Consider the following 25,589-nt stretch of genomic DNA (forward strand, 5'->3'; position numbering starts at 1 on the left):
TAGTCTATTAAAGTCTGGCGTACTTTATTTTTTACTAGCATTTAAGTTACAATGTAGTAAAAAATAACAATTTAGGGGAAGTCTATGAAAAAAATAGTGTTGATCATTGTACTGTTAATTAGCTTAATTGCAAATGCTAAAGTGTTTCTTTTGGACAAATATATGTATGTTGGTGAAAAAGAAAAGCGAGAAGAAGCGGTTATCGCAACGATGTGGCATTTGCAAGATAAAGGATATAAAGAAAGTGATATTTTATATATAAAACCGGCCTTTTATAGCAAAATGGATTCGTATGGTATGAATGTACAGTTTAAAGATGAACCAAATGAATCATATACATATAGAGTTTTAAAAGATGCGAAAACAAATAAACTAACTGTACACCAAGATAGTAATGAGCCAGGTGGTATGGGCGGGAAGCATCAAGAGCTTAAATAAAGAAAGAAAACGACTGATGGCATTCGCCTGCAGTCGTTTTCTTTTAATTATACTTATGTCGATCTTCCGTAATTCGAATATACTCTATATCCATCAAATCACGAAGTAATGCACCATTACTTAGTTCAACGCCGTGCTTCTCTTTAAAATGAGTGCGAATCGTATCTAGCATTTCAATTTCTTTGCCGTTCACATCTAAAATAATGCGTTCAGAATCATCCATATAGCATCCTCCTTTTTTACACATATATATATTTTGTCCGTCTATTTCTAAAAAATGTATGTTAACGTAATGTTAGGAAATAAGAAAGGGATGGAAAATGAGACGTATTTATTTTATAGGACTAATTTTGTACACATTCATTGTATTACATGTTGCATTCCCAAATATCTTTTCATTTGAGAATTTAGAAACAGTACACGTTGCGATATTTACTTTTGCTCTATTTGTAGTAGATTGCTTTATTTCTATATGGCTTTCGAAAAGAAAAGATATACAAGGCAAAAAAGAAATGGAACGGAAAAAGAGAAAACGTTCCTTTTGGATGATGACATACTGTTTGTCTTTAGTGCTTACTGCTGCTTTTTTTAGTGAACATATTCCATTAGAAAGAGTAAATATTGGATTTGGAGCATTCGTATTCGCATACTATTTTTTTATGCACTTTCTTCCTTATATGAAAGAAAGGCGAGGAGAAGAGGAAAATTCGCTTGTAGAAGAAGCGAAAGAACAAGAGCATAAGAGAATAGAAGGGGATATAAAGAAACTTGAAGAACAAAAGTGGTATTTAAAATCAAAAATCATATACGTTCTTTGCTTTATTACACCGCCAATTGGTTATTTGTACGTTTTCTTATTTCGTAAAAAAATGACAGAAGGTGCAAGGCGAACTTACTTAACGGTTGCGACGATTATGATGGCATTATGGTCTTTGAAGTTTCTTCCGCCTTATGTGTTGGCAATTACCGTTGTTGTCGTAGCGTGTCTTGTGTTTATAGTGAAGTTTATAAAATGAAAAACACCAAGCCTATGTGGACCTGGTGTTTTATCTATAAATTAAAGCTCACCTTGTTCTTCATCACCACGAACAACAAGGACATCGCATTTCGCATAGCGAATAATATGTTCAGAGACGCTACCAATTAGGAAACGCTCAACAGCATTTAAACCAGTCGCACCACACATAATTAAATCTACTTTATGGTTTGGAGCGATTTCTTTTGAAATTTTTGATTTAGGATTACCGAATTCTAATACAGTTTCAATTTTTTCAAGACCAGCTTCAAGCGCAGTTTTTTTGTAGTCTTCTAATAGGTCTTCTGCAAATAGATTTGCACGTTCCGCAATTGCACGGCTATAAGCTTCTACTGCTGAGTATGCTTTTACATCAACGATATGAGCAATTGTTAATGTTGCATTGTTGCGCTTTGCGACTTGAATTGCTTTTTTAAAGGCTTTTTCTGCTTCTTTAGAACCATCCACCGCGATTAAAATATTTGTATATGTATTATTCATAGTAAATTCCTCCCAATCTGTTTTATAACTGTTTACAACTTAATTATAAAACAAATTTTGGTAACGTGCTTGCCAGAAACGTTACAGAATTTTGAAAACTCTGTTTCAATTCATTTTAGTTGTAATTGGAGCGAGAACTTGTTACATATGAAGTATAGCAATTTAAAAGGGGGCAGTTTTGTGAGACATGCGCTCATTACAGCCGGTACGAAAGGTTTAGGAAAGCAAGTAACAGAAAAGTTATTGGCTAAAGGCTATTCAGTAACAGTAACGTACCATAGCGATATCACGGCTATGGAAACGATGAAAGAAACATATAAAGATGTGGAAGAGCGTCTACAATTCGTGCAAGCGGATGTCACGAAAAAGGAAGATTTACATAAAATAGTAGAAGAAGCGATGAGCCGTTTTGGCAAAATTGACTTTTTAATTAATAATGCTGGTCCATATGTATTTGAACGAAAAAAGTTAGTTGATTATGAAGAAGATGAATGGAATGAAATGATTCAGGGAAATTTAACAGCGGTATTTCATTTATTAAAACTTGTCGTTCCGGTCATGAGAAAACAGAACTTTGGCCGTATTATTAATTACGGATTTCAAGGGGCGGATAGTGCACCGGGATGGATTTATCGTTCAGCTTTTGCCGCAGCGAAAGTAGGACTTGTTTCATTAACGAAAACAGTTGCTTATGAAGAAGCGGAGTATGGTATCACTGCGAACATGGTATGTCCTGGTGATATTATTGGCGATATGAAAGAGGCAACTATTCAAGAAGCACGTCAGCTGAAAGAGCATAACACACCGATTGGTAGATCTGGAACAGGTGAAGATATTGCAAGAACCATTTCGTTTTTATGTGAGGACGATTCCGATATGATTACCGGTACAATTATTGAAGTGACTGGTGCAGTGGATGTTATTCATAGACATCGATAGAATAAAATAAGATGAAGTTTCGAATAATTGGACAGTTTATCCATTGTGCTGAGAGGTGCGGATAATACTGTCCTTTAATATAAAATTAAATCTATCGGAAAACTCGTGTTATTTTTTTGTCAAATATTGAGATATTATGTTAAAATATAAGAGCGTAGAAAGCGCTTTAAAAAATGATTCAGGGGTCATTTCATAACTCAAGGGGGAACTAATCATGCGTATCGGTATTCCAACAGAAATTAAAAACAATGAAAACCGTGTGGCAATGACGCCAGCGGGAGCAGTACATTTAGTACAAAATGGTCACGAAGTTTTTGTTCAAAAAGGAGCAGGTTTAGGATCTGGCTTTACAGATGAAGAATACGTACAAGCTGGTGCGAAACTTGTAGAAACTGCTGAAGAAGCATGGAATCAAGATATGGTTATGAAGGTAAAAGAGCCAGTAGCAAGTGAATACGGCTATTTCCGTGAAGGCTTAATCTTATTCACATACTTACACTTAGCTCCAGAACCAGAATTAACGAAAGCATTAATCGATAACAAAGTTGCATCAATCGCATACGAAACAGTACAATTAGACAATCGTTCTTTACCATTACTTGCACCTATGAGTGAAGTGGCTGGTCGTATGTCTGCACAAATCGGTGCACAATTCCTTGAGAAAAACAAAGGCGGTAAAGGTATTTTACTTGCAGGCGTTCCAGGGGTAAAACGCGGCAAAGTAACAATCATCGGCGGTGGTCAAGCTGGTACAAACGCAGCTAAGATTGCAGTAGGTTTAGGTGCAGATGTAACAATCATTGACTTAAGTGCAGAACGTCTTCGTCAATTAGATGATATTTTCGGTAACCAAGTAAAAACATTAATGTCTAATCCATACAACATTGCAGAAGCTGTTAAAGAATCTGACCTTGTTATTGGAGCAGTATTAATTCCGGGTGCAAAAGCGCCAAAACTTGTAACTGAAGAAATGATTCAATCAATGGAACCAGGTTCTGTCGTTGTAGATATCGCGATTGACCAAGGTGGTATTTTTGAAACAACTGATCGTATTACAACTCATGACAACCCAACTTACGAAAAACATGGCGTTGTTCATTATGCAGTTGCTAATATGCCAGGTGCAGTTCCACGTACGTCAACTCTTGCATTAACAAACGTAACAGTACCATATGCAGTACAAATTGCTAACAAGGGCTACAAAGAAGCTTGCTTAGGCAACACTGCATTATTAAAAGGTATTAACACATTAGATGGTTATGTAACATTCGAAGCAGTTGCGGAAGCTCACGGCTTACAATACGCTGATGCAAAAGAGCTTCTTGAAAAAGCTCCTGCTTTATCATAATAGAAATACATTTGAGACCTTCCTTTTCGTGAGGAGGGTCTTTTTTATATGGAGAAATAACATGTGAATAATTGTTATTTATTGGTGTAAAACGATTTTTATTATGATAATTTAGAATTATATAATAAAAAGAGGGGATTCGATGGGGAGCAAAAAGAGGAAGAAAAAACAGGCAAAGAGACAAAGGTATATAAAGAAAAAACAGGAACAGAACATACCTTTTTCACAAAAAGTAGTCATTACGATAGAGAAAACATTTCGGTATATTTGTATGTTCTTGTATGTGATTTTTTGCTTGTATTTATGTGGGATATTTAAAAGTTTGGGGATAACCCCCAATGTTATTGAAAGTACCTTAGGCGTTCTACTTGTTATGGTAGAAGGAATCTTATTCTTTATATTATTTGATAAAGTATGGCCTAGTCATGAAAGTAAAAAAGATAGAAAAAGAAGCAAAAAATCTTCATACGCTTCAAGCTCATCAAGTGGATTCGGTGACTACAGTAGCAATGACTGTAGTAGCTCAAGTGATGGTGGAGGAGATTGCGGAGGTGGTGGAGATTAAGTTAGTTTTTTAGAAGAACGACTAATGAAAGGATGGGACGAAAGATGGAGACTGTGAACTTAATAGAATTAACAAAGGATATTAAAGATCAACATAAAAACTTCGTCGTTTCAAATATAAACAGTCATTGCTTACGAATCGCTGTATTTACTGGTGAATATGATTGGCACTATCATTCTAATTCGGATGAATTATTTATTGTGCTAGAGGGAGAGTTACTTATTGATTTTGAAGATGGAGAAACGGCGGTTTTAAAGCCAAATGATTCTATTTTAATTCCAGCATGTACGATTCATAGAACGAGAGCATTAAAGAGAACGGTAAATCTTTGTTTTGAACATATAGAGGCTGATACGATTATAGTGGAGCAATTATGAAAAAATTATCTGTAGCCGAGTATAGAAAAGTTCTTCCGGTTTTAGAAGGTAATACAAGAACGATGACATTTGCTTATGCGGTATGTGATCAAGTGGTAGATGGTGAGGTTTTTGTAAACGGGCAATTAACAGCAGGATTAATTATTACAGCTAACGGTATCTATTATTTATTTGGTGATACTGATGATCAAAATTATAACGAAGAGTTATTTTCATATTTAAAAACGGCTATTGAAAAAACAGAGAAGAGATTTACACTCTTTACTTCAAGTGAAGAGTGGGAAATGATGTTAGAAGAGCGTTTTAGTAATACACTTCGGAACATCCCGCGAATGAAATTTCAAAGGGTAACCTTTGAGGAGAGAAAACGAGATTTTAACAAAAATACATATGAAGTGAAGCGTATTGATAGAAGAGATATAGAGCGAAGCAGTGAATTTAAAGAGGAGTACTACAAAGAATATTGGGGATCAAAAGAAACGTTTTTGAATAGTGGTTTTGGATTTTGTATAGAACAAGATGGGATAATTGTAGCTGAATGTGTCTCGATATTTAGCGGGAATGGTTATGCTGAAATAGATATTGCAACACATGAAGCGTATCAAGGGAAAGGATTAGCTCAAGCTGTTGCAACACGGTTCATTGAACATTGCATGCAAAATGATATTATACCGAGCTGGGATTGTTATGTAGACAATATTCCTTCGCGAAAATTAGCTAGTAAATTAAGTTTTTATCATCCAATAGAATATAGTTTGTTTGTACGTAAGAAAACGTGGGAAGAAAAATGAATGTAGAATTAACGAGATTTAAAGTTAAGCCTGGTAAGAGTCATCGAGTAGATGAATGGATGCAACTTCTTAATGACAATATGAAAGAAGTACTTTTGACATTAAACGACGAAAAGATGTATGTTGAGACAATTTTCCGGGAAATAAGAGATGGAGAAGAGTACTTATATTGGTATTCTGTGCAAGGAGAAGGCGGGGCTCTTGTCGAAAATTCTCATTATGAAATCGATAAAAAGCACTTAGCGTTTTGGTATGAATGTATCGATGAAGAAGCACCGTCTATTGATATGAAAACAGAAGTTGTTATGATTCAAGATGTTGTGAAGGAAGCGATGAAATAATAGAATAGTATTTCAGAGAAAAGCGCATCAAAATGGATGTGCTTTTTATTATGAAAAAATTGATAAAAGCTATATTTGGATATCTTTAAGTGAAAATAAGGAGGGATATCGAGAATATTTTAGGATAAACTATAAAGTGAAACTTTAATCAGTGGGGGGCATCCCCCACTGATTATCAGCCCTCACCAATCGGGCTTTTACGGGCAGTTCGACCCCAACCTAACTTCTTTGCTTCCGCTGAGTTTTGATGTGGGGTCTTACTGCCCGTTAATGCGGGATAAAGAAATAAAAAACACAAAACCAAAAAACTTACCAATATAAGGTGTATTCGTAACAGGAAAAACAGAGGATTTACAAAGTTTACAAGGGTCACCGTATATTAAGGCTGCTGTAAGAGGTGTAACAGTTGAGAAATATTGATTACAAGTAATTAATGTGAATAATCAGAAAATTTATGTTATAATATGGGAAAAGGAGGTTTATATGAGGCAAATACATGGAGCAATTTATATTTACATAACAATGTTTTTCGTGGCGGTATCCTATGGATTGGGGCACGTGTATTCGCATCCTATACTAACTTTTTTAAGCGGAGCATGTATGGCGTTTGCGCTTCTTGTCCACCTTTTCTCGGTTTGGATCGTGAAATTTCAATTAAATATTAGTGAAATAGAAGAAGGCACTTTTTGAGTGGCCTTCTTTTTTAGTAATATTGGCGAAGCCCTGGTAGCAATTTTTCAATTTCACATTCGGTTTCTTTACATATGGAAAGTGTACGTAGTCTGAAAAATAAGCTACGTAAGAAAGATTTTATATTTCCGTATAAAAATTCGTATGATTCAATATGTAGCGTGGATTTTTTTACTTGTAATTGAGCTACTAAATCATGAAGGGCTAATATGAGTACTTCTTCCTTTAGGTCATTTTGCAGCATTGCGACAATCGGATAAACGATACGTTCATCTTCTTCATATTTGTAGTAAATAGAATGAACACAAACTTTGTTTAATAAAGTTTGTAATATTTCTTCGTAATATAAAGTTTCTAGTTTAGGACTATTCACAAGCGCCTCAAATGTATCGGAAGCATGAGCGATACTATGTGCCCAGCCGTGGTCTTGGACATATCCACGGAAATCATGCTCGTTGTTCATATATAGAATTAATTGATCTTTTACAGTTAAAATATCATTCTGTGATAAGAAATTATGATTTGTATCTGCATCTATAATGAGGGCAATTAATAATGTTGTAAATGCTCGGGTAAATACGGCATCTTCGTCATCCGAATGAATCTTATACAATAAATATTTTTCACTAATGCTTTCTAATAATAATTTCTGTAAGTGTGTATGTGAAATGTAGTCTTTTTTGATGAGATGATAAAAAGTAGAGTAAATAAGTTTGTCTCTTAAATAGCTATCGGTAACACCGATGTGCTCAAGCATATTGGAACTTAAAGAATCAATGTTAATTGTGTTGTCCAGTATGTAATTATTATTACGAATTTCTTCTAACTGTTGTTGTAACATATAAACCTCCTGTTTTAGAAAATTCTGTATTTTTATAATATAATAAGAGGAAGAAATAGACAATAAATAAGTGCATTTGAATGGAGGGGGCATTATGAAGAGAGCATTATTCTTTTTCATTAGTATTTTCTTTTTAGGAAGCTGTTCCATTTCGTATGTTACTTTTTCTAGCGAGAGCAAAAGTTGGACTGGACAATATAAAGGGCATATTAAGGATGACAGTGAAGATGGGATGTTTACGTTTCAATATAAGGGCGGGGATGGAAAGACAGAATTTAAAAACTTAGAGATTGCTATTAATGGAGCCTTTAGTACAATGACACAAACGTCAGAAGTTCATAGAGGAGCAAAGGTTGAAATGAAGTCTTCTTGTGTAAGTTGCGCGCCTATCTCTAAAGATGAACCAATAGAGATTGTGATTAAATGGGATGATAAGTATGAGGAGAAGATGGTGCTAAATTTGAAATAGCCTAGAGTAAGGAGTTAAAAATGAATAGGCATATGAAAATTGTTATGTTTTTAAGTGTATTTCTAGTCGTATTATCAGCGTGTGATACAAAACAAGTAGAGCAAGTAACGGTAAAAGAAGTACCTAAAGAAGGGTATATCATATTAAGAAATGACACGGTGTTTTTTGCCGATGATAAAACGTTTGAAACAAAAGTAGAGTTGCAACATTATATAGAACAACAAATGAATAAAGAGCATCCAGCACATATAGTCTTGAGCTTTAAGGACAAAGACACATATAAACAGTTAAAAACAGGGGATAAAATAAAAGTATGGTTTTCTCAAATACTTGAAAGTTATCCAGCAAAAATGATTGTAGAGAAATTTGAAATAGTAGGGAAATAGAAAAAGGCAGCACTCCCGCTGCCTTTTTTATTATTTTACAAATTGTAACTCTTTCGGGAATTTCGTTAAAATTTCTGATCCGTCTTTTGTGATGTAAATATCATCTTCAATACGAACGCCACCTACGTTTGGTACGTAAATACCAGGTTCGATTGTGAAGACCATACCTTCTTTTAATGGAGACTCGTTACCAGCTTTTACATCTGGATATTCGTGTACGCTAATTCCAAGTCCATGACCAAGTCGGTGCGGGAAGAAGTCTCCGTAACCTGCATCTGTGATAACAGAACGAGCAGCATTATCGATTGCGCCAAGTGTAACACCTGGTTTACATGCTTCAACTGCTTGTAGTTGTCCAGCAAGTACAGTGTTGTAAATACGAGTTTGCTCTTCAGAAATCTCACCGAATGCTACTGTACGTGTAATATCAGAGCAATAACCATCAATGATTACGCCTAAATCAAATAGTACGAAATCGCCGCGTTTCATTTTGTTTGCGCCAGGAATACCGTGTGGAAGAGCTGAGTTCGCACCTGCTAATACCATCGTATCAAATGACATTTTATGTATGCCTTTTGTTTTTAATTCGTGTTCAATAATTGCTAATACTTCTAGTTCACTACGATCTTCTTTAATTGCATTTACACCAACTTCAACAGCATAGTCCGCCATTTTAGCTGCTTCGCGTAAAATAGAAAGTTCTTTTTCATCTTTAATTAAACGAAGTTCGCGAACTTTCTCCTCAGCTGATTTGAAAGCTGCATTTGGGAATAATTTCGTTAATTCTTCGTAGCGCTCTACGTTTAAATGTTCTTTTTCAATTGCAACTGCATTTGCATTGATGCCGCGGTCTTTAATTGCTTTTGCAATCATATCCCATGGTCTGTCAGTATCAGTAAATCCGATAATTTCATGTGCCCAGCCAGCGTTACGTGCTTGACCTTCTTCCATTTTAGGGCAAATTAAAATAGGTTCTTTTTCTTGGAATACAAACATACCAAGTAATCTTTCGTGTGGTTCACAGTGGAAGTTTGTCATGTAGAAGACGTTTGGTGTAGAAGTTAAGAACGCAGCTTCTACGTTTTTTTCTTTTAGCCATTGCATTAAATTTTCTAATCTAGCATTCATCGATTGGCACCCCCGAGATATTTAATTACAAATATAACTTTAACTCGGAAGAAAGCGTTATGACAAGTAAATAGATGTTAGAAAAGACAGGGAATTGAAAAATCATGTAGAATACAAAGTGAGAATGTGAACAGGGGAGGAATGTAATAATGAAAGTATCTTATCATGGACATTCAGTTGTGAAAATTGAGGCGAATGGAAAAGTTATTTTAATTGACCCGTTTTTAACAGGTAATCCGAAAACAGATTTAAAAACTGAAGATGTAAAAGTGGATGCAATTCTTTTATCGCATGGACACGGTGATCATGTTGGAGATACAGTAGAACTTGCGAAGAAAAATAATGCAGTTGTTGTAGCGCCATTTGAACTAGCAACATTTTTAAGTTGGCAAGGTGTAAATACACACCCGATGCATATTGGTGGTTCACATGAATTTGACTTCGGAAAAGTGAAGTTTACACAAGCATTCCACGGCTCTAGTTATATTGATGAAGAAAATAAGACGATTACATATACAGGTATGCCAGCAGGTATTTTATTTACAGCAGAAGAGAAAACTGTATACCACGCAGGAGATACTGCACTATTCTCTGATATGAAGTTAATTGGGGAATTAAATAAAGTTGATCTAGCATTTTTACCAATTGGTGATAATTTCACAATGGGACCAGAAGATGCTGTACTAGCGGCAAAATGGATTAATGCGAAAACTGTTGTACCGATGCATTACAATACGTTCCCAGTTATTGAACAAGATCCATATCAATTTGTAGAAAAGCTACAAAATTGTACAGGGAAAGTATTAGAAGCTGGAGAAAGTATTACACTATAGAAAAGAAACCCTTCATTTGAAAAGAAAAGTGAAGGGTTTTTTACGTGTGTAGGACAGCTTTTAATGCTTGTATTTGTTTTGGTGATTCTTTTCTTTTGGTACGTGGTTGTTCAGGTGTTTCATTCAATTCCATTGCAACTTTTTTCCCATCTACGAAAGCTAAAAATACAGCACCTACAACCTCTAAAAATTTTTTCATCATGTGTTCGCTCCTTTGTTTTATTTCTTGTCTTAATTGTATAGGCAATTAAGTGGACGAACTATCGAATGAGATGACAATAGCATTACATTGTTGTAATAGAATGACTGGTGGAATGTAAGAGTCATTTTGTTATAAAAAAAATAGTACAGGTATGCAAAGAGAGAGTGTAACAGTTTTGAAAATATAGTATACTGAAAGTACAACACATGAAGAATTTAGGGAAAAGAAAGTATGGTGAAACCATTTGGCTACCAAGCATAACCAAATTTTAGAACATATTAATAGCCTGCCAGTAGGCCATAAAATTTCTGTAAGACAAATTGCGAAAGATTTGAGTGTAAGTGAAGGGACCGCTTACCGTGCAATTAAAGATGCAGAAAATAAAGGATATGTTAGTACAATTGAACGTGTCGGAACAATTCGAATTGAACAAAAGAAGAAAGAGAATATCGAAAAACTGACATATGCAGAAGTCGTTAACATTGTCGACGGTCAAGTACTTGGGGGCAGAGAAGGACTACATAAAACATTAAATAAATTCGTAATCGGAGCTATGAAGTTAGAAGCGATGATGCGCTATACAGAAGCTGGGAATTTACTCATTATTGGTAACCGTACCAATGCACATGAATTAGCGCTAGAAACTGGAGCCGCTGTATTAATTACGGGCGGCTTTGATACGGAAGATCATGTGAAGAAATTAGCAGACGAATTAAAGCTGCCGATCATTTCAAGTAGCTACGATACATTTACGGTCGCAACGTTAATTAATCGTGCAATTTATGACCAACTTATTAAGAAAGAAATTGTACTCGTTGAAGATATTTTAACGCCAATTGAAGAAACGTTATATTTAAAGCCGAGTGATACAGTACAGCAATGGCATGCATATAACGAAGAGACAATGCACGGAAGATATCCAATTGTCGATGAAAGTAACAAAGTACTAGGAATCGTAACTTCAAAAGATATGATCGGAGTAGCGAAAGAAACACCAATTGATAAAGTAATGACAAAACACCCAATTACAGTGAACGGTAAAATGTCTGTCGCAGCTGCGGCACGTATGATGGTGTGGGAAGGAATTGAATTACTTCCTGTCGTTGAGGAAGGAAACAAACTGCAAGGTATTATTAGCCGTCAAGATGTACTTCAGGCACTGCAAATGATTCAACGTCAGCCACAAGTTGGAGAAACCATTGATGATATTGTAACGAATCAATTTATGACACCAAAAGAAGCGAAGAATGAGCATCTATATCAATTTTCGGTGACGCCGCAAATGACGAACTCAATCGGGACGTTATCGTACGGTGTATTTGCAACAATTGTGACAGAAGCGACAAATCGCGTCATTCGTGCGCAAAAGAAAAGCGATTTAATTGTTGAAAACTTAACGATTTATTTCGTAAAGCCGGTTCAAATTGATAATGTTGTATCTGTTCATCCGAAAGTATTAGAAATTGGACGTAAATTTGGTAAGGTCGATGTAGAGGTGCATCATGAAGGTAATGTTGTTGGAAAAGCATTACTTATGGTTCAGTTAATCGATAAATAAAAAGATGGAACAAATCGTTTTGATTTGTTCCATCTTTTTTTGTTGTTTTAAATTTGAAAGGCATGATTTTAGATGGGAGTTTTAGTGAAATATGTATGGGATGGAGTGGAAAAGTAATGTGAGAAAAGACGGAATAATAATTCAATTCAGTTGTATATTGTGTTATGATTATATTGTAAGAAAATGGAATCGTGAGAGGTGGTATGCATTATGTCGTCAGCCGTACTCTTTTTTGGTAGTATCGCACTATTTTACTTTCTTGTAATGATACCGATTCAATATTTATATTTACAAGGTTTACATGAAAAAAAGGAAAAGACAGGATTATCTCAGCGAGAGCTATATGAAAAAATGTCTTTTGGAGAAGAACAATTACATTTTCACGTACAAGGGAACCCATTTAATATACCATCTGCGTTTGTTGCGTATATGATTTTGAAAGTTAAGGGACGTAAAAAAGCATCACAATATTGATGCTTTTTTACGTTGCTTCATAGACTTCAGCTTCTTTAACTGCTAATGGCAAGAAATGTTTGTATTGGCGAAACCCGTTAAATACACTTGCACTACCAAATAGAACGAATAAAACACCAACGATAATACGAGCGGTTGAAAGTTCTAAAAAGAATTGGTTTATCCCGAAAAATAAAACGAATGAACCGAGTGCCATTGCGGATTTTCCTGAGAGCCAACCTTTCTCCATTGGGCGGTTTGTACGAAAGTATTTTGTTTTGTAAAAGAGGTACAACATAAATGAGACGATAATACAGAAGACTAATACTGGCATAATGAACACCCCCATCGCTTTGTGAAAAATAATAGAAAAGAAAAAGAAATATCTAAACTTTCTAACTTTTATTATAAAGCAATTGTTCGCATGTATGAAATACTTTCCGTTATAATGGAGGATAAAGTGAAGAAGTTGATTAAAAAGGAGATTATACATATGCATGAGCAAATTTTAGGAGCAATTAAAGAGTTTGATACAATTATTATTCATCGCCACGTGCGTCCGGATCCAGATGCGTTAGGTTCACAGGGGGGTCTTGGTACAATTCTACAAGAATCGTTTCCAGAGAAAAATATTTATACGGTTGGGTACAATGAACCGTCACTAGCATACTTACGAGTAATGGATGATATTGAAGATAGTGTATACGAAAATGCGCTTGTTATTGTTTGTGATACTGCGAATCAAGAACGTGTTGACGATCAACGCTATACAAAAGGGAAGATGTTAATTAAAATTGATCATCATCCAAATGAAGATCCATATGGAGATATTACGTGGGTAGATACGACAGCGAGTTCTACAAGTGAAATGATTTATGAGTTTTATAACTATGGAAAAGATAAAGGATTAAAAATAACAAAAGAAGCAGCCCGCCTTATTTTAGCAGGAATTGTTGGAGATACAGGTCGTTTCTTATTCCCGAATACGACAGCAAAAACACTTCGTTACGTAAGTGAGCTTGTTGACATGGGTGTGAAATTCACAGATTTATACAATGAGATGTATAAGACAAAAGAAAAAATTGCTCGTTTAAACGGTTATATTTTACAAAACTTTACGATGGTAGAAGAAGGAGCAGCTTACATTAAATTAACGAAAGAAGTATTAGAAGAGTTTGATGTACTTCCTTCTGAAGCATCTGGTGTTGTTGGAGCGCTTGGCAATATTGATGGATTAAAGGCGTGGGTTCTATTTTTAGAGGAAGACGACGTAATTCGTGTTCGTCTTCGTTCAAAAGGACCAGTTATAAACAAATTAGCAATGCAATATAACGGCGGGGGGCATCCGATGGCTTCTGGTGCGAAGGCATCTTCTTGGGAAGAAGCGGATCGTCTTTTTGCTGATTTACGTGAGATTTGTAAATAAGAGACTATATGTTAGAACGAAAAGAAGGAGCGGCGCTAAAGCCCTCCTTCTTTATTTTTCTTTCTCTATAGTAATGCTAATTTCAAGCACTGTATCAAAAGATATTGTATCGACTTTAAAACGGTATAGCCGATCGTAATGTTTGTACGTTTTATTTTCGATTACCTTTTTAAGTAGGTCTTTATTTTTTGCGATACTTTGAATGTTTTTCGTTAAAAGATGTTGGAGGTCATTATGGATAGATGTAGTCATATTTTCGAGTGTGAGATTGTCTAAATCGTATTTTTCTCGATTGATAAGTTTTATTTTAATCTCTTGAATGGTTAAGAGCCGTTTATTTTCAGTGTTCAATTTTTCTTGATCTTCGAGAAGGACGTGGAGCTTTGCTTCTTGTTTTTCTATAATTTCTCTTTGTTCTGCTATTTTACTAGCTTGTTCTTCTTGAAAAACACCGTATATGTACAAAAAAATAAACCAGCTCAACACGCCTCCAACAGCAGCCCCAGCTAATACTAAGTACCATCTTTTTGCTGTATTGGCACTTGGTACTCTCATACATGTTCCTGCGTTAGCCATTTAATAATAATGAGACCTGTTTGCATACCACCAGTTGCGAAAAAAATAAGGAGAATTTGCTTTACGATATCTTTCATATCTCCGCCAAAGAAACTTCTTTCAAAGCTATAAAAGGTATCGAATGTTCCGCCGATTGCTGCAACGAGTGCCCAAATTCTTAAATTTTGGGCGAATTGATTAATGTAAGTTAGAGCTGGTTTTCCGATAAGAAACGCACCAAATCCACCAATTAATGAACCGCCAAGTATAACCCCAAAGGCAATAAAATAACTAATAATAAGCAGAGAGAAAAAAGTATGTTCTCTTACATCCATCGTCATTCCCCTTTCTTCTTCATATATATGGACAAAGTATAAGAAGTATGTTTTGATTTCCGCTTTCCTCATCACCTATAATAAAAGTAGTCAAATAGGTAAAGAGAGGGTACAACAGTGAAGTTTGTGCATTTACAATGTCAAACCGTTTTTAGTTTATTAAAAAGTGCTTGTAAAATTGATGAGCTTGTAGTCAGGGCGAAAGAACTCGGTTTTTCATCGCTGGCTATTACGGATGAAAATGTTATGTATGGCGTTATTCCGTTTTATAAAGCATGTAAGAAACATGGTATACAGCCTGTTATTGGATTAACCGCTTCTATTTTTAGTGAAGAAGAAGAAAGGTCTTATCCGCTTGTATTACTTGCTGAGAATGAAATAGGCTACCAAAATTTATTAAAGATTTCTAGCAGTATTATGACAAAGTCCAAAGAAGGTATTCCTAAGAAGTGGCTTGCGCATTATGCGAAAGGATTAATTGCAATTTCACCAGGTAAAGATGGCGAAATTGAGCAATTATTACTAGAAGACAATGAGAGTCAGGCTGAAGAAGTAGCTCGCACGTATCAAAATATGTTTGGCCATTTTTATATGAGTTTGCAGCATCATGCGATTCAAGATGAGTTGCTTTTACAAGAGAAACTACCTGAATTTATTAGTAGGGTTAATATTCCGGTCGTTGCAACAAACGATGTGCGCTATATCAATCAAAGTGACGCGCTTGTTCACGAATGTTTACTATCTGTTGAAAGTGGAACGAAAATGACTGATCCAGATAGGCCGAGGCTGAAAACAGATCAGTATTATTTAAAGTCATCGGATGAAATGGAAGCACTATTTTCCCACGCGCCGGAAGCAATCCAAAATACAATAAAAATTGCAGAGCGTTGCCAAGTAGAAATACCGTTCCATGTAAATCAACTTCCGAAATTTCCTGTTCCGTCTAATGAAACGAGTGATATATATTTGCGTCGTGTTTGTGAAGAAGGTTTGCGGAAACGATATGGTGAACCGAAAGAAGTGCATATAAAGCGTTTGGATCATGAATTAAATGTTATTTCTCGTATGGGATTTAGTGATTATTTCCTCATCGTATGGGATTTTATGAAGTATGCACATGAAAATCATATTCTAACAGGACCAGGTCGTGGATCGGCAGCTGGTTCACTCGTTTCATACGTATTAGAAATTACAGATATTGATCCAATTGAATACGATCTATTATTTGAAAGGTTTTTAAATCCTGAACGTGTGACGCTTCCCGATATTGATATTGATTTTCCAGACGTAAGACGTGATGAGATGATTCGCTATGTGAAAGATAAATACGGTCAGCTCCGTGTTGCGCAAATTGTAACGTTTGGTACGCTTGCAGCAAAAGCGGCAATTAGAGACATTGCCCGCGTAATGGGGCTTCCGCCGCGAGATATTGATATATTTTCAAAACTTATCCCATCAAAGCTTGGTATAACGTTAAAAGATGCATATGAAGAATCACAATCACTTCGTGAGTTTATACAAGGGAATCTTCTGCATGAGCGTGTATTTGAAATCGCAAAACGTGTAGAAGGTTTACCACGTCATACGTCTATTCATGCGGCTGGTGTTATTATGAGTCAAGAACCGCTAACAGGAAGTGTAGCAATTCAAGAAGGACATAACGATGTTTATGTTACGCAATATCCAGCCGATGCGCTAGAAGAACTTGGTTTGCTTAAGATGGACTTTTTAGGATTACGTAATTTAACGTTACTTGAAAATATTATAAAATTTATCGCGAACAAAACAGGGAAAGAAATCGATATAAGAAACTTACCTCTTCAAGATGAAAAGACGTTCCAATTATTAGGGAGAGGGGATACAACAGGTGTATTCCAGCTTGAGTCGGGTGGTATGCGAAATGTACTTCGCGGGTTAAAACCGAATGAGTTTGAAGATATCGTAGCTGTTAACTCGTTATACAGACCAGGACCGATGGAACAGATACCGACTTTTATTGAATCGAAACATGGAAAAAGAAAAATTGAATATTTACATCCGGATTTAAAGCCAATTTTAGAAAGAACATACGGCGTCATTGTATACCAAGAACAAATTATGCAAATTGCATCGAAGTTAGCTGGTTTTTCGCTCGGAGAAGCAGATTTACTGCGCCGTGCGGTGAGTAAAAAAAATCGTGATATTTTAGATCAGGAACGTAAGCATTTCGTCCAAGGATGTTTGCGAAATGGTTATGATGAGACATCCGCAGAGAAAATTTATGATTTAATTGTAAGATTTGCGAATTACGGTTTTAACCGAAGTCACGCTGTAGCTTACAGTATGATCGGATATCAGCTTGCCTATTTGAAAGCGAATTATACGCTGGAATTTATGACGGCATTATTATCAAGCGCAATTGGAAATGAAGATAAGATTGTACAGTATATACGAGAAACGAAGCGGAAAGGTTTTCACGTTTTGCCACCGTCTCTTCAGAGGAGTGGCTACAACTTCCAAATAGAAGGGAATGCGATACGTTACAGTTTACTTTCGATCCGAAATATTGGAATGGCTACAGTGACGGCATTATTAGAAGAACGAGAGAAAAAAATGTTCGAAGATTTATTTGAATTTTGTCTTCGTATGCCGTCAAAGTTCGTAACGGAGCGTAATTTAGAAGCTTTCGTCTGGTCGGGATGTTTTGACGATTTTGGTGTTTCGAGAACGAATTTATGGAAAAGTATTAAAGGGGCGTTAGAGTACGCGAATCTCGCACGTGATTTAGGAGATGCTGTTCCAAAATCAAAATATGTACAAGGAGAAGAGTTATCTTTTATTGAACAACTAAATAAAGAGAAGGAAGCGCTTGGCTTTTATTTATCAAGTTATCCGACAGCGCAATATGTGAAGTTAGCAAAAGAATTAGAAATTCCATCTCTCGCTCAGGCGATGCGACACAAGAAAAAAGTACAAAGAGCTATTGTGTATATAACAAGTGTGAGAGTGATTCGTACGAAAAAGTTTCAAAAGATGGCATTTATTACATTCTGTGATCAAAATGATGAAATGGAAGCAGTCCTCTTCCCGGAAACGTATATACATTTCTCGGATAAGTTGCAAGAAGGAGCAATTGTTTTAGTTGACGGTACGATTGAGCTAAGAAATCATAAGCTGCAATGGATTGTAAATGGACTATATCCGCTAGAGGAAATGGATGTTTATGAAGAAAAGAAAGACGCATCTGTTTACGTGAAATTGCCGTCTCAGTATGAGAAAAAGCTTTTAAATCAGGTTACGAAAATATTGTTCGACTATTCAGGTTTTGCGAAAGTACTAATTTATTATGAAAAGGAACATAAAATGGTACAATTATCTCGGAGTTTATCGATTCATCCAAGTGAAGAATGTTTAGGAGCACTTCGTGAAATTGTCGGGGAAGAAAATGTAGTTGTGAAAATATAATGGACAATTTCCCTACACTTCGATTATTATAGTAGTAGTGTTCGTGGTCAGACCACTTGGAGAAATTGATATCAGCAAGAATAATTTGAGGAGAGTGGATAGTTTGTCAACACTTCGTGAAGAAGCACTTCACATGCATAAAGTGCATCAAGGAAAATTAGAAACTGTATCAAAAGTAAAAGTAGAAAATGCAAAAGATTTAAGTCTTGCATATTCTCCAGGGGTTGCAGAACCTTGTAAAGAAATTTATGACGATAAAAGTAAGGTATATGAATATACGATGAAGGGAAATATGGTAGCAGTTGTGACAGATGGAACAGCTGTACTTGGTCTTGGTAACATTGGACCTGAAGCATCTCTTCCAGTAATGGAAGGTAAAGCTGTATTATTCAAGAGCTTTGCTGGTGTAGATGCATTCCCAATTGCCTTAAATACAAACGATGTAGATAAAATTGTTGAAACTGTAAAATTAATGGAGCCAACTTTTGGCGGCGTTAACTTAGAAGATATCGCAGCACCAAACTGCTTCATTATTGAAGAGCGTTTGAAAAAAGAAACAAATATTCCTATCTTCCATGATGATCAACACGGAACAGCTATTGTAACAGTAGCAGGTCTTGTAAATGCACTGAAATTAGTTGGAAAGAAAATGTCTGACATTAAAGTTGTCGCAAATGGCGCAGGTGCAGCAGGTATTGCAATTATTAAACTTTTATATCGCTATGGTGTACGCGACATTATTATGTGTGACCGTAAAGGCGCAATCTATGATGGTCGTCCTACAGGTATGAATCCGGTGAAGGATGAAGTTGCAAAATATACAAATAAGAATCGTATAGAAGGTTCTTTAGCTGATGTTGTACAAGGTGCGGACGTATTCATTGGTGTATCTGCAGAAGGTGCATTAACAGAAGAGATGGTTCGTACAATGAATGACGATGCGATTATTTTTGCAATGGCGAATCCAGTTCCAGAAATTATGCCAGAATTGGCAAAAGCAGCGGGCGCAGCTGTTGTTGGAACAGGTCGTTCTGACTTCCCGAACCAAGTAAATAATGTACTGGCGTTCCCTGGTATTTTCCGCGGTGCACTTGACGTACATGCGACACAAATTAACGAAGAAATGAAGATGGCAGCTGTACAGGCTATTGCTGAGCTTGTAGCAGAAGATGAGTTAAATGCAGACTATATCATTCCGGCACCATTTGACGCGCGTGTAGCGCCTCAAGTAGCGGCTTACGTTGCAAAAGCAGCAATGGAGACAGGAGTAGCTCGCCGTCAAGTAGATCCAAATGAGATCGCTGAAAAAACAAAACAATTAGCGCTGATTGGTAAAGAATAAGCGAGGAATTTCCATTGACATCATCAAATACAAAAGTATATCTCGAAATTGTAAAAAAAATCCGTTCCATTATGGAAGAGGATGGTTTGGTGGCGGGGGATCGTTTGCCGTCTGAGCGTGAGTTAAGTTCACGCTTAAACGTAGGACGTTCCTCTGTAAGAGAAGCATTGCGTGCTTTAGAACTGGTAGGATTGATTGAAACGAGACGTGGTGAAGGGACGTTTATTCGAAACTTTTATGATAACGGTCTTGTACAATTAATTGCTCCGTTCTTATTGCAAGATGAGAAAACAATTCGTGATTTATTACAAACGAAACGATTACTTGAGAAAGATATGATTCGAATTGTATGTAATTTACCGAAAGAAACGTTTTCTAAAGTACTAAGTAGATTACACCAAGTACTTGAAGGAAATGAAAGCTCAGTCCCAACGCTTCATCAAACGTTCTTTAAAACACTTATTGAACAAGTCGATAATTATTTACTATATCGCATTTGGATGATCGTAAATGATTACGTAGCAACTCTTTCTTGTAAAGTTTCAAGAGATTCTATCGATATGTATAGAAAGCTTTATGCTACTTTGGAAGAAAAACAAGAAAATGATGCACTAAAAATTTACGATGAATTAGTAGAGAATATACAGTTTCACTCGTAATGTATAAAATTTGTCGAAATGACCATGACACGTTATGACAAACATTCTACCGCGTAGCGGTTAAAGTTAAACGTAAAGAGTGAGGTTATTAGACAGATTGAGAAGATAAGGCTAACATCAAACTTTGGTGTTAGCCCCATTTTCTTCTTACGCTAACCTTAGCTCTCAACGAAGGGGGTCAAATTGTGCTAAGAGATTTATTCGTGAAAAAGAAAAAGTACGCTGCAATACCTTCAGAACAAGTACGAAAAGATGTACCAGATGGCGTTATGACAAAATGTCCGGAATGTAAAAAAATCATGTATACGAAAGAACTTCTAAAAAATTTAAAAGTATGTGTGAATTGTGGATATCATCATCCTATGAATGCATGGGAACGTCTTGATAGTATATTGGACGAAGGGTCATTCCGTGAGTATGACAAAGAAATGGTTTCATTAAATCCACTCGAGTTTCCAGGTTATGAAGAGAAACTAGAGAGCGATCGTAAGAAGACTGAATTGAACGAAGCGGTTGTAACTGGTGAAGGAACAATTGATGACATGCTTGTTGTTGTTGCAGTAATGGATTCTCGTTTTCGAATGGGGAGCATGGGCTCTGTAGTAGGAGAAAAAATCGCCCGTGCGGTTGAAAAGGCGTACGACTTACAAGTTCCATTTATTATCTTTACTGCTTCGGGTGGTGCCCGTATGCAAGAAGGGATATTAAGTTTAATGCAAATGGCAAAAACAAGCGTAGCTTTGAAAAAGCATAGTAATGCAGGAGGGTTATTTATTTCTGTTATGACTCACCCAACGACGGGCGGGGTTTCAGCGAGTTTCGCTTCACTTGGTGATTATAATCTTGCAGAACCAGGTGCACTTATCGGATTTGCTGGTAGACGTGTAATTGAACAAACGGTGCGTGAGAAACTACCGGAAGATTTCCAAACGGCAGAATTCTTACTAGATCATGGTCAATTAGATGCGGTGGTGCATCGTGATGATATGAGAGAATCGCTTCGCAAGATTTTAGAAGTTCATCAAGGAGGGGAATTGGCTGTATGGCAGAGCTAGAATTTGAAAAACCAGTTGTTGAGCTAAGAAATAAGATTCGTGAACTGAAAGACTATACGAAAAACAGCCAGATGGACTTCAGTGAGGAGATTCGTATTTTGGAAGAAAAGCTAGAAAATTTAGAGGAAGATATATACGGCAATCTAAAAGTATGGGACCGTGTTCAAATTGCTCGTCATGCAGAACGACCGACAACGCTCGATTATATTGAGCACTTATTTACTGATTTTTTCGAATGTCATGGAGACCGTCTATTTGGCGATGATGCAGCGATTGTCGGCGGCATTGCGAAATATAAAGGGATGCCTGTAACTGTAATTGGGCATCAGCGCGGAAAAGATACGAAAGAAAATATTCGCCGTAACTTTGGAATGCCTCATCCAGAAGGATATCGAAAAGCACTGCGTCTCATGAAACAAGCGGAAAAGTTTAATCGTCCTATTATTTGTTTCATCGATACGAAGGGAGCTTATCCTGGTAAAGCAGCTGAAGAACGTGGACAAAGTGAAGCTATTGCCCGCAACCTATTTGAGATGGCAGGTTTAACGGTACCAGTTATTTGTATCGTTATCGGTGAAGGCGGTAGTGGTGGTGCGCTAGGTCTTGGAGTAGGAGATTACATTCATATGCTAGAAAATTCCACTTATTCTGTTATTACACCAGAGGGTGCAGCGGCAATTCTTTGGAAAGATGCAGGAAAAGCAAAGGAAGCTGCAGAAGCAATGAAAATTACAGCAGCAGATTTGAAAGAATTAGGTGTAATTGATGAAATTATTCCAGAGGCAAGAGGCGGAGCTCACCGTAATCTTTTAAAACAGTCAGAAAATATAGACTTAATGATTAGAAAAACTTTTGAACAATTAAACGGAATTTCGAAAGATGAATTAATCGAAAAACGTTATGAAAAATATATGAAAATTGGGCAAGTTTCGTTTTCAAACGCTTCCATTGGGATAAAATAAGAAAAGCGTGCGTTCCTCTTCGCGAATGCACGTTTTTATTATGAAAAGACACATCTTCTCCATTGTGTTTTTATATTTTTTCGTGTTATTTTATTATAAGGCAAATAATCTTTATGAGGTGAGTACAAATGAAACGTATTGGTGTATTAACAAGTGGTGGAGATTCACCTGGTATGAATGCTGCCATTCGTGCAGTTGTTCGTAAAGCGATTTTCCATGATATTGAAGTATATGGTATTTACCATGGATACGCTGGATTAATTTCTGGTCACATTGAAAAATTAGAACTTGGTTCTGTTGGCGATATTATCCACCGCGGTGGTACGAAATTATATACAGCAAGATGTCCTGAGTTTAAAGACCCAGAAGTACGACTAAAAGGTATCGAGCAATTAAAGAAACATGGTATCGAAGGACTTGTTGTTATTGGTGGAGATGGTTCTTACCAAGGCGCTAAAAAATTAACTGAACAAGGATTCCCATGTGTTGGTGTACCAGGTACAATCGACAATGATATCCCTGGAACAGACTTCACAATTGGTTTCGATACAGCTTTAAACACTGTTATTGATGCAATTGATAAAATCCGTGACACAGCTACATCTCATGAACGTACATATGTTATCGAAGTAATGGGACGTCACGCTGGTGATATCGCATTATGGGCTGGTTTAGCTGATGGTGCAGAAACAATCTTAATTCCAGAAGAAGAGTATGACATGGATGATGTTATCGCTCGTCTGAAGCGCGGTAGTGAACGTGGTAAAAAACACAGTATTATCGTTGTAGCTGAAGGTGTTGGAAGTGCAATTGACATCGGTAAGCACATTGAAGAAGCAACAAACTTTGATACTCGTGTAACTGTATTAGGTCACGTACAACGTGGCGGATCACCAAGTGCACAAGACCGTGTATTAGCAAGTCGTCTTGGCGCAAGAGCAGTTGAATTATTAATTGCTGGTAGAGGTGGACGTTGTGTAGGTATTCAAGATAACAAACTTGTTGATCATGATATTATCGAAGCGTTAGCTCAAAAGCATACAATCGATAAAGATATGTATCAATTATCTAAAGAATTATCCATCTAATCGGCGTAATGTCAGATATTTGGGAACGGTTTCATAATTTTCGGAGGTGCAATATGCGTAAAACTAAAATTGTATGTACAATAGGTCCTGCTAGTGAAAGTATTGAAAAATTAGAGCAATTAATTGAAGCAGGTATGAACGTTGCTCGTTTAAACTTCTCTCATGGTAGCCATGAAGAGCACGGAGCTCGTATTAAAAACATTCGTGAAGCTTCAAAGAAAACTGGTAAAACAGTTGGTATCTTACTTGATACAAAAGGTCCAGAAATCCGTACTCACGACTTCGTAGACGGACAAGCTGAGCTTGTAACAGGTGCAGAAGTAGTTCTTTCTACTGAGCAAGTATTAGGTACTGCAGAGAAGTTCTCTGTATCTTATGCTGGTCTTTATGACGATGTAGACCCAGGTTCTCGCATTCTAATCGATGACGGTCTTATCGAACTAGAAGTAATCGAAAAAGCTGATGGAAACATCCGTACAAAAGTTCTTAACAGTGGAACTGTAAAAAACAAAAAAGGTGTTAACGTACCAAACGTAAGCATTAAGCTTCCTGGTATCACTGAAAAAGACGTAAAAGATATCATCTTCGGTATCGAGCAAAAAGTTGATTTCATCGCAGCTTCATTCGTACGTAAAGCGTCTGACGTATTAGAAATCCGTGAATTATTAGAAGAGCATGGTGCTCAATACATCCAAATCGTACCGAAAATCGAAAACCAAGAAGGTATCGACAACATCGATTCAATCTTAGAAGTTTCTGACGGTTTAATGGTAGCTCGTGGTGATATGGGTGTAGAAATTCCACCAGAAGAAGTACCATTAGTACAAAAACGTCTAATCAAAAAATGTAACGTGTTAGGTAAACCAGTTATTACTGCGACACAAATGTTAGACTCTATGCAACGTAACCCACGTCCAACTCGTGCGGAAGCAAGTGACGTAGCTAACGCAATCTTCGATGGTACAGATGCAATCATGCTTTCAGGTGAAACAGCTGCTGGTCAATATCCGGTAGAAGCAGTAACAATGATGGCTAACATTGCAGTACGTGTTGAAAAATCATTACAATACGAAGATATGTTCAAAAAACGTATTAAAGAGTTCACTCCAACAATTACAGATGCAATTAGCCAATCTGTTGCGCATACAGCACTTGCTCTTGATGTAGCTGCAATCGTAGCTCCAACAGAAAGTGGACATACTGCGAAAATGATCTCTAAATACCGTCCAAAATCTCCAATCGTAGCTGTAACATCTGACGAGCAAGTAGGACGTCGTCTTGCACTTGTTTGGGGTGTACAAGCATTTATGGCTGAGAAGCGCGCAGCTTCAACTGACGAAATGTTAGATACAGCAATTCAAACAGGTATGGATGCAGGTCTAATCGGCCTTGGAGATACTGTAGTAATTACTGCTGGTGTTCCAGTTGCTGAAACTGGTACAACAAACTTAATGAAAATCCACGTTGTTGGTGAAGAAGTTGCTAAAGGACAAGGAATCGGTCGTAAAGCTGCAAAAGGTAAAGTAGTTGTAGCAAAAACAGCTGCTGAAGCTGTAGCGAACGTAAACGAAGGTGATATTCTTGTTACAACAAGCACTGATAAAGATATGATTCCTGCAATCGAAAAAGCTGCTGCTTTAGTTGTAGAAGAAGGTGGCTTAACAAGCCATGCTGCTGTTGTGGGCGTATCAATCGGTATTCCTGTTATCGTTGGTGTAAACGGTGTAACAGCAACTTTAAAAAATGGCCAAGAAGTAACAGTTGATGCAGCACGCGGAATTGTTTATAATGGACATGCGGAAGTGCTATAAGTAATACGGAGAGAAGGATCGGAGTCCTTCTCTTTTT

30 protein-coding genes are annotated in these 25,589 nt (G+C 36.6%); 22 read left to right on the plus strand and 8 right to left on the minus strand.

Features of this window, described 5'->3' with window-relative positions:
- Positions 1 to 84: 84 nt before the first annotated feature.
- The gene (locus ACTFRU_RS26475; RefSeq protein ID WP_000725031.1) at positions 85 to 438 is read left to right on the plus strand and encodes a DUF3139 domain-containing protein; all 354 of its coding nucleotides are present in this window, start codon (positions 85 to 87) and stop codon (positions 436 to 438) included.
- Between the two features lie 43 nt (positions 439 to 481).
- Here ACTFRU_RS26475 and ACTFRU_RS26480 read toward each other — a convergent pair whose 3' ends face one another.
- Positions 482 to 661: a hypothetical protein gene (locus tag ACTFRU_RS26480; protein WP_000342761.1), complete on the minus strand. Its 180-nt coding sequence runs from the start codon at positions 659 to 661 to the stop codon at positions 482 to 484.
- 97 nt (positions 662 to 758) lie between these two features.
- Here ACTFRU_RS26480 and ACTFRU_RS26485 point away from each other — a divergent pair, with 97 nt between their 5' ends.
- On the plus strand, positions 759 to 1,454 hold the full coding sequence (locus tag ACTFRU_RS26485; protein ID WP_440037967.1) for a hypothetical protein: 696 nt from the start codon (positions 759 to 761) through the stop codon (positions 1,452 to 1,454).
- Between the two features lie 41 nt (positions 1,455 to 1,495).
- Here ACTFRU_RS26485 and ACTFRU_RS26490 read toward each other — a convergent pair whose 3' ends face one another.
- Complete coding sequence (locus ACTFRU_RS26490) at positions 1,496 to 1,954, minus strand: universal stress protein (protein WP_001066673.1); 459 nt, start codon at positions 1,952 to 1,954, stop codon at positions 1,496 to 1,498.
- Between the two features lie 147 nt (positions 1,955 to 2,101).
- Here ACTFRU_RS26490 and ACTFRU_RS26495 point away from each other — a divergent pair, with 147 nt between their 5' ends.
- The 7 genes from ACTFRU_RS26495 to ACTFRU_RS26525 all read left to right on the plus strand — a co-directional run bounded on the left by ACTFRU_RS26495 (position 2,102) and on the right by ACTFRU_RS26525 (position 7,005).
- Positions 2,102 to 2,893, plus strand: a complete 792-nt coding sequence (locus tag ACTFRU_RS26495; RefSeq protein WP_002024902.1) for an SDR family oxidoreductase — start codon at positions 2,102 to 2,104, stop codon at positions 2,891 to 2,893.
- Between the two features lie 214 nt (positions 2,894 to 3,107).
- Positions 3,108 to 4,241, plus strand: coding sequence for an alanine dehydrogenase (gene ald / locus ACTFRU_RS26500; protein WP_001219403.1), 1,134 nt, complete (start codon positions 3,108 to 3,110; stop codon positions 4,239 to 4,241).
- Between the two features lie 142 nt (positions 4,242 to 4,383).
- Positions 4,384 to 4,806, plus strand: a complete 423-nt coding sequence (locus tag ACTFRU_RS26505) for a hypothetical protein (protein WP_086389540.1) — start codon at positions 4,384 to 4,386, stop codon at positions 4,804 to 4,806.
- 44 nt (positions 4,807 to 4,850) lie between these two features.
- Positions 4,851 to 5,183, plus strand: coding sequence for a cupin domain-containing protein (locus tag ACTFRU_RS26510; protein WP_000450926.1), 333 nt, complete (start codon positions 4,851 to 4,853; stop codon positions 5,181 to 5,183).
- Positions 5,180 to 5,974 carry a GNAT family N-acetyltransferase gene (locus tag ACTFRU_RS26515; RefSeq protein ID WP_086389539.1) on the plus strand — a complete coding sequence of 265 codons (795 nt, stop codon included), beginning with the start codon at positions 5,180 to 5,182 and terminating at the stop codon, positions 5,972 to 5,974. Before ACTFRU_RS26510 ends, ACTFRU_RS26515 begins: the two co-directional genes overlap by 4 nt.
- Entirely contained in the window at positions 5,971 to 6,315 is a 345-nt protein-coding gene (locus ACTFRU_RS26520) for a DUF6176 family protein (protein WP_001100209.1), read from the plus strand. The genes ACTFRU_RS26515 and ACTFRU_RS26520 overlap by 4 nt, the downstream gene beginning before the upstream one ends.
- A gap of 483 nt (positions 6,316 to 6,798) precedes the next feature.
- On the plus strand, positions 6,799 to 7,005 hold the full coding sequence (locus tag ACTFRU_RS26525) for a hypothetical protein (protein ID WP_001248908.1): 207 nt from the start codon (positions 6,799 to 6,801) through the stop codon (positions 7,003 to 7,005).
- A 13-nt stretch (positions 7,006 to 7,018) separates the two neighbouring features.
- On the opposite strand, the gene ACTFRU_RS26530 is transcribed toward ACTFRU_RS26525, so the two are convergent.
- Positions 7,019 to 7,846 (minus strand): DUF2785 domain-containing protein, encoded by an 828-nt coding sequence (locus tag ACTFRU_RS26530; protein WP_000941469.1) that lies wholly within the window; start codon positions 7,844 to 7,846, stop codon positions 7,019 to 7,021.
- A 94-nt stretch (positions 7,847 to 7,940) separates the two neighbouring features.
- Here ACTFRU_RS26530 and ACTFRU_RS26535 point away from each other — a divergent pair, with 94 nt between their 5' ends.
- Entirely contained in the window at positions 7,941 to 8,315 is a 375-nt protein-coding gene (locus tag ACTFRU_RS26535; RefSeq protein WP_000816709.1) for a hypothetical protein, read from the plus strand.
- Between the two features lie 20 nt (positions 8,316 to 8,335).
- On the plus strand, positions 8,336 to 8,701 hold the full coding sequence (locus ACTFRU_RS26540; protein ID WP_001079378.1) for a DUF3221 domain-containing protein: 366 nt from the start codon (positions 8,336 to 8,338) through the stop codon (positions 8,699 to 8,701).
- A 30-nt stretch (positions 8,702 to 8,731) separates the two neighbouring features.
- Here ACTFRU_RS26540 and pepQ read toward each other — a convergent pair whose 3' ends face one another.
- Positions 8,732 to 9,829 (minus strand): Xaa-Pro dipeptidase, encoded by a 1,098-nt coding sequence (gene pepQ, locus ACTFRU_RS26545; RefSeq protein ID WP_000994027.1) that lies wholly within the window; start codon positions 9,827 to 9,829, stop codon positions 8,732 to 8,734.
- A 149-nt stretch (positions 9,830 to 9,978) separates the two neighbouring features.
- Between pepQ and ACTFRU_RS26550 the strand changes: the two genes are divergently transcribed.
- On the plus strand, positions 9,979 to 10,662 hold the full coding sequence (locus ACTFRU_RS26550) for a metal-dependent hydrolase (protein WP_000868927.1): 684 nt from the start codon (positions 9,979 to 9,981) through the stop codon (positions 10,660 to 10,662).
- Positions 10,663 to 10,702: 40 nt separating this feature from the next.
- Here ACTFRU_RS26550 and ACTFRU_RS26555 read toward each other — a convergent pair whose 3' ends face one another.
- Complete coding sequence (locus ACTFRU_RS26555; RefSeq protein WP_000976017.1) at positions 10,703 to 10,864, minus strand: hypothetical protein; 162 nt, start codon at positions 10,862 to 10,864, stop codon at positions 10,703 to 10,705.
- A gap of 244 nt (positions 10,865 to 11,108) precedes the next feature.
- Between ACTFRU_RS26555 and ACTFRU_RS26560 the strand changes: the two genes are divergently transcribed.
- Together ACTFRU_RS26560 and ACTFRU_RS26565 are read left to right on the plus strand one after the other, a co-directional pair.
- Positions 11,109 to 12,422 (plus strand): CBS domain-containing protein, encoded by a 1,314-nt coding sequence (locus tag ACTFRU_RS26560; RefSeq protein WP_000201572.1) that lies wholly within the window; start codon positions 11,109 to 11,111, stop codon positions 12,420 to 12,422.
- Between the two features lie 210 nt (positions 12,423 to 12,632).
- Positions 12,633 to 12,896 carry a DUF3949 domain-containing protein gene (locus ACTFRU_RS26565; protein ID WP_000093045.1) on the plus strand — a complete coding sequence of 88 codons (264 nt, stop codon included), beginning with the start codon at positions 12,633 to 12,635 and terminating at the stop codon, positions 12,894 to 12,896.
- Between the two features lie 7 nt (positions 12,897 to 12,903).
- Here ACTFRU_RS26565 and ACTFRU_RS26570 read toward each other — a convergent pair whose 3' ends face one another.
- Positions 12,904 to 13,209, minus strand: coding sequence for a YtpI family protein (locus ACTFRU_RS26570; protein ID WP_001144776.1), 306 nt, complete (start codon positions 13,207 to 13,209; stop codon positions 12,904 to 12,906).
- Between the two features lie 159 nt (positions 13,210 to 13,368).
- Here ACTFRU_RS26570 and ACTFRU_RS26575 point away from each other — a divergent pair, with 159 nt between their 5' ends.
- Positions 13,369 to 14,301 (plus strand): DHH family phosphoesterase, encoded by a 933-nt coding sequence (locus ACTFRU_RS26575; protein ID WP_000545136.1) that lies wholly within the window; start codon positions 13,369 to 13,371, stop codon positions 14,299 to 14,301.
- 51 nt (positions 14,302 to 14,352) lie between these two features.
- Here ACTFRU_RS26575 and ytrI read toward each other — a convergent pair whose 3' ends face one another.
- Positions 14,353 to 14,856: a sporulation membrane protein YtrI gene (ytrI, locus tag ACTFRU_RS26580; protein WP_001265736.1), complete on the minus strand. Its 504-nt coding sequence runs from the start codon at positions 14,854 to 14,856 to the stop codon at positions 14,353 to 14,355.
- On the minus strand, positions 14,853 to 15,266 hold the full coding sequence (locus tag ACTFRU_RS26585) for a YtrH family sporulation protein (protein WP_002005839.1): 414 nt from the start codon (positions 15,264 to 15,266) through the stop codon (positions 14,853 to 14,855). The genes ytrI and ACTFRU_RS26585 overlap by 4 nt, the downstream gene beginning before the upstream one ends.
- Positions 15,267 to 15,308: 42 nt before the next feature.
- Between ACTFRU_RS26585 and dnaE the strand changes: the two genes are divergently transcribed.
- The 7 genes from dnaE (at position 15,309) to pyk (ending at position 25,552) form a co-directional block, all read left to right on the plus strand.
- Positions 15,309 to 18,635 (plus strand): DNA polymerase III subunit alpha, encoded by a 3,327-nt coding sequence (gene dnaE / locus ACTFRU_RS26590; protein ID WP_000673728.1) that lies wholly within the window; start codon positions 15,309 to 15,311, stop codon positions 18,633 to 18,635.
- A gap of 133 nt (positions 18,636 to 18,768) precedes the next feature.
- On the plus strand, positions 18,769 to 19,977 hold the full coding sequence (locus ACTFRU_RS26595; RefSeq protein WP_161508111.1) for an NAD(P)-dependent malic enzyme: 1,209 nt from the start codon (positions 18,769 to 18,771) through the stop codon (positions 19,975 to 19,977).
- Between the two features lie 14 nt (positions 19,978 to 19,991).
- A complete protein-coding gene (locus tag ACTFRU_RS26600) occupies positions 19,992 to 20,636 on the plus strand; it encodes a FadR/GntR family transcriptional regulator (RefSeq protein WP_000204448.1) in 645 nt (214 codons plus the stop codon).
- Positions 20,637 to 20,821: 185 nt separating this feature from the next.
- Positions 20,822 to 21,691 (plus strand): acetyl-CoA carboxylase, carboxyltransferase subunit beta, encoded by an 870-nt coding sequence (gene accD, locus ACTFRU_RS26605; protein WP_000942855.1) that lies wholly within the window; start codon positions 20,822 to 20,824, stop codon positions 21,689 to 21,691.
- Positions 21,679 to 22,653, plus strand: a complete 975-nt coding sequence (gene accA, locus ACTFRU_RS26610; RefSeq protein ID WP_102956004.1) for an acetyl-CoA carboxylase carboxyl transferase subunit alpha — start codon at positions 21,679 to 21,681, stop codon at positions 22,651 to 22,653. Before accD ends, accA begins: the two co-directional genes overlap by 13 nt.
- A gap of 128 nt (positions 22,654 to 22,781) precedes the next feature.
- Entirely contained in the window at positions 22,782 to 23,741 is a 960-nt protein-coding gene (pfkA, locus tag ACTFRU_RS26615; RefSeq protein ID WP_000821158.1) for a 6-phosphofructokinase, read from the plus strand.
- 53 nt (positions 23,742 to 23,794) lie between these two features.
- A complete protein-coding gene (gene pyk / locus ACTFRU_RS26620) occupies positions 23,795 to 25,552 on the plus strand; it encodes a pyruvate kinase (RefSeq protein ID WP_001232667.1) in 1,758 nt (585 codons plus the stop codon).
- Positions 25,553 to 25,589: the final 37 nt, after the last annotated feature.

Origin of the sequence: Bacillus cereus group sp. MYBK220-1, assembly GCF_051916445.1 — a bacterium.
GTDB lineage: Bacteria > Bacillota > Bacilli > Bacillales > Bacillaceae_G > Bacillus_A > Bacillus_A cereus.

What these genes read in the sequence shown, in the direction of transcription:
- ACTFRU_RS26475 (WP_000725031.1), top strand. Translation starts at nt 85, where the DNA reads ATGAAAAAAATAGTGTTGATCATTGTACTGTTAATTAGCTTAATTGCA.
- ACTFRU_RS26480 (WP_000342761.1), bottom strand. Translation starts at nt 661, where the DNA reads ATGGATGATTCTGAACGCATTATTTTAGATGTGAACGGCAAAGAAATT.
- ACTFRU_RS26485 (WP_440037967.1), top strand. Translation starts at nt 759, where the DNA reads ATGAGACGTATTTATTTTATAGGACTAATTTTGTACACATTCATTGTA.
- ACTFRU_RS26490 (WP_001066673.1), bottom strand. Translation starts at nt 1,954, where the DNA reads ATGAATAATACATATACAAATATTTTAATCGCGGTGGATGGTTCTAAA.
- ACTFRU_RS26495 (WP_002024902.1), top strand. Translation starts at nt 2,102, where the DNA reads ATGAAGTATAGCAATTTAAAAGGGGGCAGTTTTGTGAGACATGCGCTC.
- ald (WP_001219403.1), top strand. Translation starts at nt 3,108, where the DNA reads ATGCGTATCGGTATTCCAACAGAAATTAAAAACAATGAAAACCGTGTG.
- ACTFRU_RS26505 (WP_086389540.1), top strand. Translation starts at nt 4,384, where the DNA reads ATGGGGAGCAAAAAGAGGAAGAAAAAACAGGCAAAGAGACAAAGGTAT.
- ACTFRU_RS26510 (WP_000450926.1), top strand. Translation starts at nt 4,851, where the DNA reads ATGGAGACTGTGAACTTAATAGAATTAACAAAGGATATTAAAGATCAA.
- ACTFRU_RS26515 (WP_086389539.1), top strand. Translation starts at nt 5,180, where the DNA reads ATGAAAAAATTATCTGTAGCCGAGTATAGAAAAGTTCTTCCGGTTTTA.
- ACTFRU_RS26520 (WP_001100209.1), top strand. Translation starts at nt 5,971, where the DNA reads ATGAATGTAGAATTAACGAGATTTAAAGTTAAGCCTGGTAAGAGTCAT.
- ACTFRU_RS26525 (WP_001248908.1), top strand. Translation starts at nt 6,799, where the DNA reads ATGAGGCAAATACATGGAGCAATTTATATTTACATAACAATGTTTTTC.
- ACTFRU_RS26530 (WP_000941469.1), bottom strand. Translation starts at nt 7,846, where the DNA reads ATGTTACAACAACAGTTAGAAGAAATTCGTAATAATAATTACATACTG.
- ACTFRU_RS26535 (WP_000816709.1), top strand. Translation starts at nt 7,941, where the DNA reads ATGAAGAGAGCATTATTCTTTTTCATTAGTATTTTCTTTTTAGGAAGC.
- ACTFRU_RS26540 (WP_001079378.1), top strand. Translation starts at nt 8,336, where the DNA reads ATGAATAGGCATATGAAAATTGTTATGTTTTTAAGTGTATTTCTAGTC.
- pepQ (WP_000994027.1), bottom strand. Translation starts at nt 9,829, where the DNA reads ATGAATGCTAGATTAGAAAATTTAATGCAATGGCTAAAAGAAAAAAAC.
- ACTFRU_RS26550 (WP_000868927.1), top strand. Translation starts at nt 9,979, where the DNA reads ATGAAAGTATCTTATCATGGACATTCAGTTGTGAAAATTGAGGCGAAT.
- ACTFRU_RS26555 (WP_000976017.1), bottom strand. Translation starts at nt 10,864, where the DNA reads ATGATGAAAAAATTTTTAGAGGTTGTAGGTGCTGTATTTTTAGCTTTC.
- ACTFRU_RS26565 (WP_000093045.1), top strand. Translation starts at nt 12,633, where the DNA reads ATGTCGTCAGCCGTACTCTTTTTTGGTAGTATCGCACTATTTTACTTT.
- ACTFRU_RS26570 (WP_001144776.1), bottom strand. Translation starts at nt 13,209, where the DNA reads ATGCCAGTATTAGTCTTCTGTATTATCGTCTCATTTATGTTGTACCTC.
- ACTFRU_RS26575 (WP_000545136.1), top strand. Translation starts at nt 13,369, where the DNA reads ATGCATGAGCAAATTTTAGGAGCAATTAAAGAGTTTGATACAATTATT.
- ytrI (WP_001265736.1), bottom strand. Translation starts at nt 14,856, where the DNA reads ATGAGAGTACCAAGTGCCAATACAGCAAAAAGATGGTACTTAGTATTA.
- ACTFRU_RS26595 (WP_161508111.1), top strand. Translation starts at nt 18,769, where the DNA reads ATGCATAAAGTGCATCAAGGAAAATTAGAAACTGTATCAAAAGTAAAA.
- accA (WP_102956004.1), top strand. Translation starts at nt 21,679, where the DNA reads ATGGCAGAGCTAGAATTTGAAAAACCAGTTGTTGAGCTAAGAAATAAG.
- pfkA (WP_000821158.1), top strand. Translation starts at nt 22,782, where the DNA reads ATGAAACGTATTGGTGTATTAACAAGTGGTGGAGATTCACCTGGTATG.
- pyk (WP_001232667.1), top strand. Translation starts at nt 23,795, where the DNA reads ATGCGTAAAACTAAAATTGTATGTACAATAGGTCCTGCTAGTGAAAGT.